Source organism: Kitasatospora sp. NPDC101176, from assembly GCF_044768035.1.
In the GTDB taxonomy this organism is placed as follows: domain Bacteria; phylum Actinomycetota; class Actinomycetes; order Streptomycetales; family Streptomycetaceae; genus Kitasatospora.
In genome coordinates this window covers 72,913-87,463 of record NZ_JBIWPA010000001.1, presented here as the reverse complement: position 1 = coordinate 87,463, position 14,551 = coordinate 72,913, and the positions used below count along the sequence as shown (strand labels likewise).

11 protein-coding genes, 1 tRNA gene and 1 riboswitch are annotated in these 14,551 nt (G+C 72.2%); of the genes, 7 read left to right on the top strand and 5 right to left on the bottom strand.

Translation table 11 applies throughout. The annotated features are described in order from the left end of the window. Window positions 1-130 precede the first annotated feature (130 nt). Complete coding sequence (locus tag ACIRS1_RS00370) at window positions 131-1,096, bottom strand: ABC transporter permease (RefSeq protein WP_402835626.1); 966 nt, start codon at window positions 1,094-1,096, stop codon at window positions 131-133. Window positions 1,097-1,391: 295 nt separating this feature from the next. Beyond that, window positions 1,392-1,488: riboswitch (ZMP/ZTP riboswitch) on the top strand. 20 nt (window positions 1,489-1,508) lie between these two features. Here ACIRS1_RS00370 and ACIRS1_RS00365 point away from each other — a divergent pair. After that, window positions 1,509-2,978 (top strand): glycine hydroxymethyltransferase, encoded by a 1,470-nt coding sequence (locus tag ACIRS1_RS00365; protein ID WP_360210696.1) that lies wholly within the window; start codon window positions 1,509-1,511, stop codon window positions 2,976-2,978. Window positions 2,979-3,142: 164 nt separating this feature from the next. On the opposite strand, the gene ACIRS1_RS00360 is transcribed toward ACIRS1_RS00365, so the two are convergent. Then, window positions 3,143-4,588: an aldehyde dehydrogenase family protein gene (locus tag ACIRS1_RS00360; RefSeq protein WP_402835624.1), complete on the bottom strand. Its 1,446-nt coding sequence runs from the start codon at window positions 4,586-4,588 to the stop codon at window positions 3,143-3,145. A 610-nt stretch (window positions 4,589-5,198) separates the two neighbouring features. Here ACIRS1_RS00360 and ACIRS1_RS00355 point away from each other — a divergent pair. After that, window positions 5,199-6,188, top strand: coding sequence for a class I SAM-dependent methyltransferase (locus ACIRS1_RS00355; protein ID WP_360210700.1), 990 nt, complete (start codon window positions 5,199-5,201; stop codon window positions 6,186-6,188). A gap of 283 nt (window positions 6,189-6,471) precedes the next feature. Here the strand turns inward: ACIRS1_RS00355 and ACIRS1_RS00350 are convergent, their stop codons facing one another. Then, a complete protein-coding gene (locus ACIRS1_RS00350; RefSeq protein ID WP_402835622.1) occupies window positions 6,472-8,160 on the bottom strand; it encodes an APC family permease in 1,689 nt (562 codons plus the stop codon). 343 nt (window positions 8,161-8,503) lie between these two features. Beyond that, window positions 8,504-8,588: transfer RNA gene (locus ACIRS1_RS00345), tRNA-Leu, on the bottom strand. Between the two features lie 394 nt (window positions 8,589-8,982). Between ACIRS1_RS00345 and ACIRS1_RS00340 the strand changes: the two genes are divergently transcribed. Continuing rightward, complete coding sequence (locus ACIRS1_RS00340; protein ID WP_360210778.1) at window positions 8,983-9,477, top strand: ATP-binding protein; 495 nt, start codon at window positions 8,983-8,985, stop codon at window positions 9,475-9,477. A gap of 158 nt (window positions 9,478-9,635) precedes the next feature. Here ACIRS1_RS00340 and idi read toward each other — a convergent pair whose 3' ends face one another. Next, window positions 9,636-10,292, bottom strand: coding sequence for an isopentenyl-diphosphate Delta-isomerase (gene idi / locus ACIRS1_RS00335; RefSeq protein WP_402836277.1), 657 nt, complete (start codon window positions 10,290-10,292; stop codon window positions 9,636-9,638). Between the two features lie 540 nt (window positions 10,293-10,832). Between idi and ACIRS1_RS00330 the strand changes: the two genes are divergently transcribed. The 4 genes from ACIRS1_RS00330 (at window position 10,833) to ACIRS1_RS00315 (ending at window position 14,425) form a co-directional block, all read left to right on the top strand. Continuing rightward, window positions 10,833-11,588 carry a phosphocholine cytidylyltransferase family protein gene (locus tag ACIRS1_RS00330; protein ID WP_360210706.1) on the top strand — a complete coding sequence of 252 codons (756 nt, stop codon included), beginning with the start codon at window positions 10,833-10,835 and terminating at the stop codon, window positions 11,586-11,588. Then, on the top strand, window positions 11,576-12,637 hold the full coding sequence (locus ACIRS1_RS00325; protein ID WP_360210708.1) for an iron-containing alcohol dehydrogenase family protein: 1,062 nt from the start codon (window positions 11,576-11,578) through the stop codon (window positions 12,635-12,637). Before ACIRS1_RS00330 ends, ACIRS1_RS00325 begins: the two co-directional genes overlap by 13 nt. A 91-nt stretch (window positions 12,638-12,728) precedes the next feature. Further along, complete coding sequence (locus ACIRS1_RS00320; RefSeq protein WP_360210780.1) at window positions 12,729-13,466, top strand: CDP-alcohol phosphatidyltransferase family protein; 738 nt, start codon at window positions 12,729-12,731, stop codon at window positions 13,464-13,466. Window positions 13,467-13,579: 113 nt separating this feature from the next. Next, window positions 13,580-14,425, top strand: a complete 846-nt coding sequence (locus ACIRS1_RS00315) for a glycosyltransferase family 2 protein (protein WP_402836275.1) — start codon at window positions 13,580-13,582, stop codon at window positions 14,423-14,425. Window positions 14,426-14,551: the final 126 nt, after the last annotated feature.

Below are 14,551 nucleotides of genomic sequence, written 5' to 3'. Positions count from 1 at the left end.
TGACGGCAGGACGGTGGCCTGATGTGTCGACCTGCCCGGCCTGGCGGACCTGCCCGGTCAGGCGGACCCGGCGGACCCGGCGGACCGGGCGGCCTCGTGGCCTCGCGGCCCCGCCGTGGGTCGTCCGGACTCAGCGCCCGGAGCGCGGGTCCAGCGCGTCGCGGACGGCGTCGCCGAGCAGGTTGAAGGCGAGCACGAAGACCAGCAGCGCCACACCGGGGAAGACCATGTAGGTCGGGTCGGCCTGGAAGACCTCGGAGCCGCGCGAGATCATCCGCCCCCAGTCGGGAACGGGTTCGGTGATGCCGACGCCGAGGAAGGACAGCACCGCCTCGGAGGCGACGAAGGCCGGCACCGCCATGGTGGCGTGCACCAGGAGTTGCGAGCGGACGTTCGGCAGAAGTTCGTGGACGACGACGTGGAAGCGGCTCGCGCCCTGGGCCCGTGCGGACTGCACGAAATCCCTTTCCCGGAGCGAACGGACGGTGGCCCGGAGGGAAAGTGCCAGCGGAATCCAGCCGAACGCGGAGAAGACCAGGATCAGGACCAGGAACTGCATCCACTCCGGTTCCGCGGAGCCCGGGTCGACCAGTCGGGACTGAATGACCGGGCTGAGCGCGAGTAGCAGGAGCAGGGTCGGGAAAGCGAGCAGCACATTGGCCAGGAAACCGAACATCCGGTCGGCAGCCCCGCCCAGGTAGCCGACCGCGACCCCGGCCAGGACGCCGAGCGCGGTGGTCACGGCGGCGGAGGCGAAGGCGATCAGGAGCGAGGTGCGGATGCCGTAGAGCAGCTGGGTCAGCACGTCCCGGCCCAGGCCGGGCTCCAGGCCGAACCAGAAGTCGCCGGAGATGCCGCCGTTCGGCAGTACCGGCAGGCCGCCGTCGCTGAGCAGGCCAGGAGTGTTCTGGCCGTAGTGCTCGACCGGGTTCCTCCCGTAGAGGGCGGCGATCAGCGGGGCGGCGAGCGCGAGCAGCAGGAACAGCAGGACGACGGCGAGCGCGGCGGCGCCGACCCGGTCCCGGCGGAGGCGGCCGAGCAGCCCCGGCGCGGCGGGTGCGGGGCGGGGCCCCGCGGGTGTTTCGACCACGGCCATGAGAGGCGTACTCCCCGAATTCTCCGCCGCCCTGTGGGTGAGGGTGCGCTGGTGTGCATTTCCGAAGGGGCCTCCGGGGGTTTCCCGTCGGCCTTCGAAAAGACATCAGATCGGATGCCGCGGGCGCTCCGCAAATCACCCGGACGGAAATTCCCGGGCACTGTTACGGGAAATATGGCGGCTTCATTTCGCCGCAACACGGGCGTTGCACGAGAAAGGACATAGCCTGCCAAAGCGGGCGGCCCGTTCCGCATTCTGAGACCTCCGCCACAGTCCGTCCGATGTTGATACGATCCCGGTGGGCTGCGACTGGCGCGTAGGGATGGAATCAACCATCGGGAAGCGGCTCCGTGGAGTGTCACGTCAAGTTGCCGAGCGCCTGGGCCGTCCGCATCCCCTTGAGGAGACAGCCTTGGCCACTCCGCACGCAGCCCGCCCCCACACCACCGCCGACGCCGCGGCCGACACCGCCTTCCGCAGCGCCCTCGACGTCGTCGCCGGCGTCGAGCCCCGGATCGCCGCCGCGATCGGGCAGGAGCTCGAGGACCAGCGCGCCTCGCTCAAGCTGATCGCCAGCGAGAACTACGCCTCCCCGGCCGTCCTGCTCGCCATGGGCAACTGGCTCAGTGACAAGTACGCCGAGGGCACCGCCGGCCGCCGCTTCTACGCGGGCTGCCGCAACGTCGACACCGTCGAGACCATCGCCGCCGAGCACGCGCGCGCCCTGTTCGGCGCCGACCACGCCTACGTCCAGCCGCACTCCGGCATCGACGCCAACCTCACCGCCTTCTGGGCGGTCCTCTCCCAGCGCGTCGAGAGCCCGGCGCTGGAGCGGGCGAAGGTCCGCAACGTCAACGACCTCACCGAGCAGGACTGGGCCGAACTGCGCCAGGCGCTCGGCAACCAGCGGATGCTCGGCATGTCCCTGGACACCGGCGGCCACCTCACCCACGGCTTCCGCCCCAACATCTCGGGCAAGATGTTCGACCAGCGCAGCTACGGCACCGACCCGGTGACCGGCCTGATCGACTACGACGCGCTGCGCGAGACCGCCCGCGAGTTCCGCCCGCTGATCCTGGTGGCCGGCTACTCCGCGTACCCGCGGCTGGTCGACTTCCGCCGGATGCGCGAGATCGCGGACGAGGTCGGCGCGACCCTCATGGTCGACATGGCGCACTTCGCCGGCCTGGTCGCGGGCAAGGTGCTGACCGGCGACCACGACCCCGTCCGGCACGCCCACATCGTCACCACCACCACCCACAAGTCGCTGCGCGGCCCGCGCGGTGGCATGGTGCTCTCCACCGCCGAGCTGGCCGAGCACGTCGACCGCGGCTGCCCGCTGGTGCTCGGCGGCCCGCTCTCGCACGTCATGGCCGCCAAGGCCGTCGCCTTCGCCGAGGCCCGCCGCCCGGAGTTCCAGGCCTACGCCCGGGCCGTCGTCGACAACGCCAGGGCGCTCGCCGAGGGCCTGCTGCGCCGCGGCGGCAAGCTGGTCACCGGCGGCACCGACAACCACCTCGTGCTCGCCGACGTGACGGGCTACGGCCTGACCGGCCGCCAGGCCGAGGCGGCGCTGCTGGACTCGGGCGTCGTCACCAACCGCAACTCCGTCCCGCAGGACCCGAACGGTGCCTGGTACACCTCCGGCGTGCGCCTGGGCACCCCGGCACTGACCACCCGCGGCCTCGGCACCGCCGAGATGGACGAGATCGCCGCGCTGATCGACACCGTCCTGCGTGCCACCACCCCGGCCACCGGCGCCGGCGGCGCCGCCTCCAAGGCCCAGTACCGGCTCGACGACGCGGTGCGCGACGGGATCGCCAAGCGCGCCGCGGACCTCCTCGCCCCCTTCCCCCTCTACCCGGGCGTCGACCTGGTCTGACCGGACCGCCGCGGGCCCGGGACCAGGCCCGGACCCAGGCCTGATCCCGGGCCCGCCAGTCCGTCCGTGCAGCTGCAGCTGCAGCTGCAGCTGCAGCCGCTCCCGGGCCCGCCCGCGCAACCGCGGGCGGGCCCGGGAGGATCCCCGCCGGGGGCCCGTCCGGCCTAGAACTGAAGCGACTTGTACTGCAGGAACTCCTCCAGGCCGTGGCGGCCGAGCTCGCGGCCGAGCCCCGAGCTCTTGTAGCCGCCGAACGGGGCGAGCGGGTTGAACCGGCCGCCGTTGAGGTCGACCTGGCCGGTGTCGAGGCGGCGGGCGAACGCGGCGGCGGTGGCGGTGTCCGCTGCCCAGACACCCCCGGCCAGGCCGTACTCGGTACCGTTGGCGAGTTCGACCGCGTGGTCCTCGTCCCGGTAGGGCAGGATCACCAGAACGGGCCCGAAGACCTCCTCCTGAGCGATCGTCATGTCCGGTGTGACGTCAGCGAGTACGGTCGGCAGGACGTAGAAGCCGGTGGGAAGTCCGGGGACGGGCTCCGCGCCGCCGGCGACCAGCCGGGCGCCCTCGGAGAGCGCCCCCTCGACGTGGCGGCGCACCCGGGCGAGCTGGGCGGCGCTGACGAGCGGGCCGATCCGGGTCCGCGGGTCGGCCGGATCGCCCGGGAGGTACTTGGCGGCGGCCTTGGCGGCCGTCGCGACCGCCTCCTCGTAGTGGTCCCGGTGCACCAGCAGACGGGTCCACGCGCTGCACGTCTGGCCGGAGTTGGCGAAGACGTTGGCGATGTTCACGTTGACCGCCCGGGCGAGGTCCGCCCCGGGCAGCACCACGTTGGCGGACTTGCCGCCGAGCTCCAAGGCGACCCTCTTGAGCCCCCGGCCGGCCGTCTCGGCGACCTGCCGGCCGACGGCGGTGGAACCGGTGAACGAGACCACGTCCACTCCGGGGTGGGCGGCGAGCGCCGCGCCGGCCACCGCTCCGGTACCGGTCACCAGGTTGAACACGCCTGCAGGCAGGCCCGCTTCGTGCACCAGGCGGGCGAACAGCCGGGCCACCAGCGGGGTGTCCTCGGCCGGCTTGAGGACGACCGGACAGCCGGCCGCGAGCGCCGGGACGACCTTGGCGACGATCTGGTGCAGCGGGTAGTTCCACGGCGTGATCGCGGCGACCACCCCGGCGGGTTCGGCGAGCACCAGCGAGTTGCCGATCCGCTCCTCGAAGGGGTGCTCGGCGAGCAGTGCCAGGTAGGAGGTCGCGACGGTCAGGGGCAGCCCGGCGTGCACGGCGGCGGCGAAGCCGACCGGGGCACCGAGCTCGGCGACCACCGTCGCGGTGATCTCCTCCTGGGCGGCGGCGATCCCGTCCCGCAGTGCGGTGAGCAGGACGAGCCGGTCCTCGCGGGTGGTCGCCGCCCAGGCGGGGACGGCCCGGCGGGCCGCGGTGACCGCGGCGTCGACGTCGGCGGTGCCGCCGGCCGGGACGGTGGCGAGCACCTGCTCGGTCGCCGGGTTCAGCACCGTGATCGTCCCGGCGCCGTCCCCGCAGGGCCGCCAGGCGCCGTCGATGTACTGGTCGCGGTACTCCGCGTACTGCTGCACCGAGTGTCCTCTCATCCGATCAGCCGATTAACTAACAGTGCTAGTAGGTAGGCCAGTCAAGGCGGCCGGAGCGGCCGCGCGCAAGAGTCAATCCGGTCCGGTGGACCAGCCGGTTACCTCGGTGCGAACCCCGTGCTGCACTCCCCGGACGGCTCGCCCCGCGCCCGGGGCGCGCCATCGCGGGACCGCCCCGGTCGCCTGCGGTCAGACCCTCCGCCGTCGGGCCCACCGCCCCTGGCCCGGAACGGAGTTGACGGGCGGGCTGCTGCACCGCCGGCTGATCGGACCGGGGCCCGGCGCCCGCGCCGACCGGCCGGGACCGCGCCGCGCGGACGGGGCCGGAGGGGTCGCGTGGCGCGGTGGCCGAAGCCTCCCGAAGGCTCCGTGCTCACCCTCCGGAAGCGAAGCGACCGATCACGAAACTCATCGCGCGAAAAGCTCCTCACGGTGGCGGGCGTCACTGTAGATTGCAGCGAACTCAGCCACGGGGCACTACTGTTGCCAGTGGTTCGCAGTGGTGTGCATGGCCGGGACACGCGTGTCCGGGGGAGCCGCCGGGATGCTGCCACCGGGCTGAGGTCTGGCTCAAATCCGCAGGTCATCCGTACCGCATAAGGAGCATCCCGTGACCGATGCCGCGTTGAAGGACGAGTCTCAGCGGCCTGTCGAGCCGGCTGTTCTGGACGACGTCCCGGGCTGGTTCTGGGACCACGACCGGCACTCGTTCGACTGGTTCATGGCGCGGCAGGAGAAGGCCGGGGTCACCGGCGACCTGCTGGAGATGGGTGCGTACCTGGGCCGCAGTGCGATCGTGATCGGCGAGCACCTCCAGCCCGGTGAGACGTTCACCGTCTGTGACCTCTTCGACTCGGACGCGCCGGACGACGAGAACGCCGCCGAGATGGACATCTCCTACCGCAAGTCGCTGACCCGCTCCGCCTTCGAGTCCAACTACCTCTCCTTCCACGAGCGGCTCCCGGAGATCATCCAGGCCCCGACCTCGGTCCTGGCCGGCGGACGGATCCCCGCGGGCGCGTTCCGGTTCATCCACATCGACGCCTCGCACCTGTACGAGCACGTCGTCGGCGACCTCCAGGTCGCGCGCGTCGCGCTGCAGGACCAGGGCGTCGTGGTGCTGGACGACTACCGCTCGCAGCACACCCCGGGCGTGGCCGCGGCCACCTGGGGAGCGGTCTTCAACCACGGGCTGAAGCCGATCATGCTCACCGAGTGCAAGTTCTACGGCACCTGGGGGGACCCGGAGCCGTTCCAGCGGGACCTGCTCGACCGGGTGGACCTGGCCGCGGGCTGCTACCTGAGCACCGAGACCCTGAACGGGCAGCAGGTGCTCCGGATGACCGGCAGCTCGGAGGGCATCGAGTCCTTCCGTCCGTCGCGGCACCAGCACCGGCTGGCCGCGGAGGCCGCCCGCCGCGAGGCCGAGGAGTCCCGCCGCGCTGTCCAGGAGGCGCAGGAGGAGGCGGCCCGCGACCTCGCCGCCCGCCGCGCCCGTGCCGCCGACCAGCGCCGCCCCGCCAACGTCGCCAAGCGCGCCGCCCGGGACCTGCTGCCCCCGGTCCTCACCTCGGCCATCCGCCGCGCCCGCCGGGGCTGACCGCGTCGGTCAGGGCGAGCGGAGCAGCCGGAACGCCCGGAGCGCCGACGGCGGCCGATGGTGGACGGCCGACAGCCGGCAGCTGACAGAATTCAACTGACAGATGTCAGCGAACAGAATATGAAATCTGTCATCTGAAATCTGTTCGCTGAAACCTGTCATCTGTTACTCCCCACCTCCCTGCCCCCACCCTCCCAGGCCGCCCCCGAGCCCGGGCCCCGCCAACGCCGAGGGGCCGGTCGGACAATCCGACCGGCCCCTCGACTCCTGCAGGGATCAGGGATCAGACCTTCGACGGCTCCCGGCCGCTTCCGGCGCGCTCCACGGCGCCGGTGCCGGCCGTGCCCTCCGCGGTGGCCGCGGTCGCGGCCTCCGCGTCCAGCTCCTGCAGGACGGCGTCCAGCGACGGGTTGGCCCAGGCGCTGGCGACGCCCCAGTAGTAGAAGGCGAGGCCGATGGCGGCGACGACCAGGAGGTCCCAGCCCTCGGGCAGGTAGCCCTGGCCGCCGAAGTCGGTGCTGCCGGCCCAGGAGATGCCCGCCATCACGAACAGGTAGGCGACCATCCAGGCGCCCGCCTTCAGGTTCGGCCGCAGCTCGGCCCACGGCTTGCGCAGCTCGTACCAGGCCCAGATCGGCAGGCCGGCAGCCATCAGCAGGATGACCTTGCCGGTGAGCGGCCAGCGGGCCCAGTAGAGGACCAGCGAGCCGAAGACCATCGCGACCGGGGCGATGACGGGCATGGCCCGCAGCCGGACCGGCCGGGGCAGGTCGGGGGCGAGGCGGCGCAGCGCCATCACGGCGACCGGGCCGGTGATGTAGGAGATCACGGTGGCCACCGAGACGATCTCGGCCAGCGAGCCCCAGCCGCGGAAGACGGCGAGGAAGAGGAACGCGACCACCAGGTTGAGGACCAGCGCGGGGCGCGGGATGCCGGTGCGCGCGTCGACCTTGCCGAAGACCTTCGGCAGGTGGCCGTTCTCCTGCACGCCGTGGATCATGCGCGAGGTGGTGGCGGCGTAGATCATGCCGGTGCCGCTGGGGGAGATGAACGCGTCCGCGTACAGCAGCAGGGCGAGCCAGTTGAGGCCCCAGGCGATCGAGAGGTCGGCCAGCGGCGAGGTGTAGCCGAGGCCGCTCCAGCCGTTCGAGAGGTCGGCGGCCGGGATGGCGCCGAGGAAGGCGACCTGCAGCGCGACGTAGATCACCAGCGCGATCAGGATCGAGCCGATGACGGCCTTCGGCAGCGACTTGCCGGGGTCGCGGGCCTCGCCGGCGAGGTTGAGCGGCGACTGGAAGCCGTTGAAGGCCCAGACGATGCCGGACACCGCGACGGCGGTGAACACCGCACTCCAGCCGTTCGGCGCGAACCCGCCGTGGTCGGTGAAGTGGGCGGTGTCGAAGTGGGCGAACAGCAGGGCGCCGGCGGTCAGCGTCGGCACGACGACCTTGAAGACGGTGATCGCGGTGTTGGTCTTGGCGAACAGCGTGATCGCGAACCAGTTCAGGACGAAGTAGCCCACCAGCAGCACGCTGGCCAGCGCCACCCCGCTGAGGGTGAGCTCCTTGCCGTCGTACAGCCCCTTCGCCCAGCCGAAGTGCCAGGAGCTCATGTACTGGACGGAGGCGGTGGCCTCGCCGGGGATGACCGAGACGATGGCGATCCAGTTGGCCCAGGCGGCGAGGTACCCGGCGAGCGAGCCGTGCGAGTACTGGCCGTACCGGACCATGCCGCCGGCCTTGGGGAACATCGAGCCCAGCTCGCTGTAGGTCAGGGCGATGGTCAGCGCGACCGCGGCCCCGATCACCCAGGCCAGGATCGACGCCGGGCCCGCCAGCCGGGCGGCGCGCTCGGCGCCGAACAGCCAGCCGGATCCGATGATCGACCCGAGCCCGACGGCGGTCAGGCTGATGGTGCCGAGCGATCGGCGGTAGTTGTGGTGTGATGCCGTCGGCGACTCTGGCTCACTCAACGTATCGGTCCTCTCGCTCGGGGTTCATCGGGTGGTGTCGGCGTATGTGCGGCTTTGCCTCGGTATTCCGGACAAACGGAAAGCAGCCTATGGGCCGAAATCGGGCGAATACCTCAGGGGAAGCTCAAACCGTCCGATCGTTGCCATCTCGTGTCCGGTTTTCGGTTGTGCCGGACACCTCGGAGGCTCTGCGAACCGGCCCGCCCAGCCCCCACCGGCCGACGCGGCCCGAGCGGCCCGCCCAGGCCTCATCGGCCCACGCAGCCCGAACAGCCCCGAAGATCCCCGGGGAAAACAAAAATTCCCTGTGGGTTCCTTTCGGATCCCACAGGGAATTCGGCTGTGTCCGAGGGGGGACTTGAACCCCCACGCCCGATAAAGGGCACTAGCACCTCAAGCTAGCGCGTCTGCCATTCCGCCACCCGGACAGGGTGTGTGCTTCGGGGTTTTTCTCGCCCCCTCGGCGACAGAGAGAACATTACCAGGGTTCTGGAGTGCTTCTCACCTGCGTTTCCCCGGTGCCGGTCGCGCGCCCGGGGCGCCCGGGCCGGTCGGGAGGTCCGACTGGCTGGGACGGGTCGCCAGGGCGCGCGAACCCCGGCCGACTCGGTGCCGAGCGCGAAGGAAACGGTCGACCCCGGCGGCTGGCGCGGTCGGATCCGGCCGGAAGCGGTCCGACACGGGCAAGTTGTCGACGGTGCCGTGGTGCCGCCGACGCCTCTCCTAGCCTCTGTGGACCGAGGGCGCCATGAGCGGAACGCCTGATTCCCGGGTCGCGGACATCCCCGGGTAGCGGACGAAGGGCGGCTGGACGTGGAGCAGATGAGCGGGGCGGCGAAGGCAGGTCCGAGACGCGGCGCCCCGGGCCGCGCTCCGGTGGCCCCCGTGGAGGGCGTGTGGCGCTTCCCGGTGCCGGCGGCCGAGTCCTCGGTGCCGCTCACCCGGCACGCGGTGCGCGACCGCCTGCTGGCGCAGGGGATGGCCGGGGTGCGCTACCAGGAGCTGGTGGACGACCTGCTGCTGATCGTCTCGGAGCTGGTGGGCAACGCGGTGACGCACGCCGCCGAGCTGTCCCCGGAGGTGACCACGGAGCTCTCGGTCCGCCGGGGCTGGGTGCGGGTGTCGGTCGAGGACGGCGACCCGTACCGGCCGAAGGCCCTGGAGAGCGACACCGGCCGTACCGGGGGCCGGGGCCTGCTGCTGGTGAAGAGCGTGACGCTGCAGGCCGGCGGGGTGTGCGACGTGGAACGGACCGGGGAGGGCGGCAAGGTCATCTGGGCCTCGCTGCCCATCCCCCCGGAGCTCGACGAGGACTGAACCGAGGCGACGGCCCGGCCCCGGGCCCCGCCCCGCAACCGACCGGACCCGCCCCGCAACGACGCACCGGACCCGCCCCACAACGGACCAGGGGCCCGCCCCCACAACGGACCGGAGCCCCGACGAGCGGGTCCCGGCCGGCCACCAGCCCCGACCGGCTACCAGTCCCGACCGGCGATCTCCCGGATCCCCGGCAGCGCCCCCTCGAGGACGGTGTCGAACCAGACCGAGAAGGGCCGCTCGGCCCGCAGCTCCCGCAGCTCCTGCGCGGTCACGAAGGCGAAGTCCTCGACCTCGTCCGGGTTGGGCGTGACCGGAGCGGTGACCAGCCCCACGAACAGGTGGTTCCACTCCCGCTCGATCAGCCCGGAGGCCTCGTCCGGGAGGTCGTAGCGGACGGTCCCGGCCTCGCAGAGCAGCGCCGGTGCGACGCCGAGCTCCTCCGCGGTGCGGCGGGCCGCGGCGACGAACGGCGGTTCGTCGGGGTAGGGGTGGCCGCAGCAGGTGTTCGACCAGACGCCGGGGGAGTGGTACTTGCCGAGTGCCCGCCGCTGGAGCAGCAGCCGCCCCTGGCGGTCGAAGAGGAAGACGGAGAAGGCGCGGTGCAGCCGGCCCGGCTGCTGGTGCGCCCAGTGCTTCTCGGCGGTGCCGATGGTGTTGCCCTCGTCGTCCACGAGCTCCAGCAGGATCTCGGTGCCGGTGGCCTCGCCGGTCCCGGCCGAGATCCCCCGGGCGACCGCCACGTCGGTCTCGACGTCCAGACCGGTGTCGATCTCGGAGTCGAAGTGGGTCGGGTTGGTCGGGTCGGTCGGCAGACTCTGGGGCATGAGGCCTCTTTCGGGAGCGGGAGCAACGGGGGCATCGGGTGCGTCCGGTACACCGGTTGCATCGGACGCAGCGGGGGCACCGGCGCCGGCGTCGGGCTCCAGTCTGCCGTATGGGTGGCGGTCGGTAGGGGTCCCACGCACAACCGGGCGGATCATGACCGCAGGGAGGCCGAATCCGGGCGGAGACGGGCACGGGACGGCCCCGGAGGGGGCCTTGGAATAGCAGGACTGTTCGGTAAGCGTTCGAATTGCGTTCGATCGACGCTCCGCCATCCTCCCGTCACCTGCCGGCCCCCCGGCCGCGTTCGGGCTGGTCGCCCCGGTCGCCTACCATCACTAACGACACGGTGCCCGCATCTGCGACGGCACCGGCGCGCCGACTCGCGGCCCGGCCGGACGGGGAGACCCGGACGGGGACGGGCCCGGGAGCCGGACGGGACCGGCGCGCCGGTCCCGGTCGGAGGGCCCCGGACGCAAGCCGGTGCCCCGGCACGCCCGCGCACCGCACGACGGATCAGGAGACCCCGCATGATCGGCCTCGTTCTGGCAGCCGGCGCCGGCCGGCGGCTGCGCCCGTACACCGACACCCTCCCCAAGGCGCTGGTGCCGGTCGACGGGGAGCGGACCGTGCTGGACCTCACCCTCGCGAACTTCGCCGAGGTCGGGCTGCGTGACGCGGCGATCGTCGTCGGCTACCGCAAGGAGGCGGTGTACGACCGCAAGGACGCCCTGGAGTCCCGTTACGGCGTCAAGCTCCACCTGGTCGAGAACGACAAGGCCGAGGAGTGGAACAACGCCTACTCGCTCTGGTGCGCCCGCGAGCTCTTCACCGAGGGCCTGCTGCTGGCCAACGGCGACACCGTGCACCCGGCCTCGGTCCAGCGCACGATGCTGGAGGGCAACGCCCGCCTCGTCGAGGCCGGCCGGGAGCCCGGCATCCTGCTCGCCCTCGACACGGTGAAGAAGCTCGCCGACGAGGAGATGAAGGTGGTCGTCGACCCGGCCGCCGGGATGCGCCGCATCACCAAGCTGATGGACCCGGCCGAGGCCACCGGCGAGTACATCGGCGTGACCGTGATCAACCCGGCCGCCGCCGCCGACCTCACCGACGCGCTGCGCGCCACCTACGAGCGCGACCCGCAGCTGTACTACGAGGACGGCTACCAGGAGATGGTCGACCGGGGCCTGCGGATCGACGTGCAGCCGATCGGCGAGGTGTCCTGGGTCGAGGTCGACAACCACGAGGACCTGGCGAAGGCGCGGGAGATCGCGTGCCAGTACTGACCCGGCTGGTCCCGTCGCCGCTGTTCGTCGAGGTCCGCCCGGGCGCGCTGGACGCGCTCGGCGGCATCCTCGCCGACCAGCGGCTGTCGGCCTCGGGCCGGATCGCCGTGGCGATCAGCAACGGCTCGGGCGCCGCGATGCGCCGCCGCCTGGAGCCGGCCCTGCCCGGCGCCGACTGGTACAACGTGGACGACGGCAGCCTTGACAGCGCGGTGCGGCTGGCCGAGGCGATGCGCGGCGGGCACTACGACGCGATGGTCGGGCTCGGTGGCGGCAAGATCATCGACGCTGCCAAGTACGCGGCCGCCCGGGTCGGGCTGCCGCTGGTCGCGGTCGCCACCAACCTGGCGCACGACGGCATCTGCTCGCCTGTGTCCACGCTCGACAACGACGCCGGGCGCGGCTCCTACGGGGTGCCCAGCCCGATCGGCATCGTCGTCGACCTGGACGTGATCCGGCAGGCGCCGCCGCGCTTCGTGGCGGCCGGGATCGGCGACGTGGTCTCCAACATCTCGGCCTGCGCGGACTGGGAGCTGTCCCACGCGGTCACCGGCGAGCCGGTGGACGGACTGGCGGTGGCGATGGCCCGTTCGGCGGGCGAGAACCTGCTGCGGCACCCAGGAAACATTCAGGATCAGGACCTGCTGACAGCCCTCGCGGAAGCCCTGGTACTGTCCGGCATCGCGATGAACATCGCTGGCAGCACCCGGCCCTCCTCGGGCGCCTGCCACGAGATCTCGCATGCCCTGGACGTGCTGTACCCCAAGCGTTCCGCCCAGCACGGCGAACAGGTCGGCCTCGGCGCCGCGTTCGCCAGCTTCCTGCGGGGCGAGCGCGAGCTGACCGGTCTGATCGTGGAGCGCCTGGCGCGGCACGGACTGCCGGTGACCGCGGCTCAGATCGGCTTCACCGAGGCGGAGTTCACCGATGCGGTGCACTACGCTCCGAACACCCGCCCGGGGCGCTTCACCATCCTTGAGCACCTCGACCTCTCCCCTTCCGCAATCAGGGACGCGTACGCCGACTATGTCCAAGCCCTCAACAGCTGACCCCTCCACCGCGGGCGCCGAGCGGCCCCCGGTGGACCTGAGCCGCCGGCCCTCGATCGAGGAGCTGCGCGCGGTGATCCACCCGGAGGGCATGCTCCAGCGCCGCAGCGCCGAGCACTGGGCCGGGCGCCTGTACATGCGGAAGATCTCGCTGCGGATCACCCGCGTGCTGTCCACGGTGACGGCGATCACGCCCAACGGCCTGACCTACCTGATGATGTTCACCGGCATCCTGGCCGGTGCCGCGCTGGTGGTCCCGGGCATCGTGGGCGCCGTCCTGGGCGCCCTGCTGATCCAGGTCTACCTGCTGCTGGACTGCGTGGACGGCGAGGTGGCCCGCTGGCGCAGGCAGACCTCGCTCACCGGCGTCTACCTGGACCGGGTCGGCCACTACATGTCCGAGGCGGCCCTGCTGACCGGTCTGGGCCTGCGCGCCACCGACCTGCTGCACCGCGAGGGCGGCGGCTCGCACTGGGAGTGGGCGTTCCTCGGCACGCTGGCCGCGCTCGGCGCGATCCTGATCAAGTCCGAGACGGACCTGGTGGACGTGGCCCGGGCCCGCAGCGGTCTGACGGCGGTCGAGGACAGCGCCTCGGTGCCGCGCTCGTCCTCGGTGGCCAGGGCCCGCCGGGCGGCCTCCTTCCTGAAGTTCCACCGCCTGGTCGGCGCGGTCGAGGCCTCGCTGTTCATCCTCGCGGCCGGGGTCGCCGACGCCGTCCACGGGGGGCTGTTCTTCACCCGGGTCGCGGTCGTGGTGCTGGCCGCGATCGCCATGCTGCAGACCGTGCTGCACCTGCTGAGCATCGTCCTGTCCAGCAGGCTGCGATGAGCGGGCCCGGCGAGTCCGTCCTGGAGGGGGCGCATGAGCGTGCAGAACGAGGTGACCGGGTGAACGCCGGGACGGGTGCCCAGGGGTTCCGCCTCGGCGCCGTGATCATCACCATGGGCAACCGCCCCGAGGAGCTGGCCGCCCTGATCGAGTCGGTCCGCGCCCAGGAGGGCCCGGCCGTCGAGCTGGCGGTGGTGGGCCAGGGCGCCAAGCTGCCGCCGCTGCCCGAGGGCGTGCGCAGCGTGGAGCTGCCGGAGAACCTGGGCATCCCGGGCGGGCGCAACGTCGGCATCGAGCTGTTCGGCCGGGACGGGAAGGACGTCGACGCCGTCCTCTTCTTGGACGACGACGGGCACCTGCCGCGCACCGACTCAGCCCGGCTGCTGCGGGAGGCCTTCACGGCCGATCCGGGGCTGGGCATCGTGTCCTTCCGGATCGCCGACCCCGACACCGGCGTCACCCAGCGCCGTCACGTCCCCCGGCTGCGCGCGCGCGACCCGCTGCGCTCCTCCCCGGTGACGACCTTCCTGGGCGGCGCGAGCGCCGTGCGCTGCACGGTGTTCGAGCAGGCCGGGCAGCTGCCCGCGGAGTTCTTCTACGCGCACGAGGAGACCGACCTCGCGTGGCGTGCGGCGGACGCGGGCTGGGGCATCGACTACCGGGCCGACGTGGTGCTGCACCACCCCGCGACGTCGCCCGCCCGGCACGCCGCCTACTTCCACAACATCGCCCGGAACAGGGTCTGGCTCGCGAGGCGGAACCTTCCGGGCCTGTTGGTGCCTCTCTATCTGGGAACCTGGTTCCTGCTGACCCTGGCCCGCCGCCCCTCCTCGGAGGCGCTGAAGGCCTGGTGGGGCGGGTTCCGGGCAGGCTGGCGCGAACCCTGCGGTCCGCGGCGGCCGATGCGATGGCGTACCGTTTGGCGACTGACCAGGCTGGGCCGGCCACCGGTCATCTGATCGAATGATCGATCGCTGCGGTCGGTGGTCACACACCGGCCGGACTTCCCCCGTGATCCCAGTGGATCCCCATCGGCGCAAGGCCGGCGGACCCCCGTCGACCGGCCGCCCCGACCGATCCCGCGT

Coding starts and splice junctions, on each gene's coding strand:
- ACIRS1_RS00360 (WP_402835624.1), bottom strand. CDS start 4,588: ATGAGAGGACACTCGGTGCAGCAGTACGCGGAGTACCGCGACCAGTAC.
- ACIRS1_RS00330 (WP_360210706.1), top strand. CDS start 10,833: ATGATCGGCCTCGTTCTGGCAGCCGGCGCCGGCCGGCGGCTGCGCCCG.
- ACIRS1_RS00340 (WP_360210778.1), top strand. CDS start 8,983: ATGAGCGGGGCGGCGAAGGCAGGTCCGAGACGCGGCGCCCCGGGCCGC.
- ACIRS1_RS00370 (WP_402835626.1), bottom strand. CDS start 1,096: ATGGCCGTGGTCGAAACACCCGCGGGGCCCCGCCCCGCACCCGCCGCG.
- ACIRS1_RS00315 (WP_402836275.1), top strand. CDS start 13,580: ATGGGCAACCGCCCCGAGGAGCTGGCCGCCCTGATCGAGTCGGTCCGC.
- ACIRS1_RS00320 (WP_360210780.1), top strand. CDS start 12,729: ATGCTCCAGCGCCGCAGCGCCGAGCACTGGGCCGGGCGCCTGTACATG.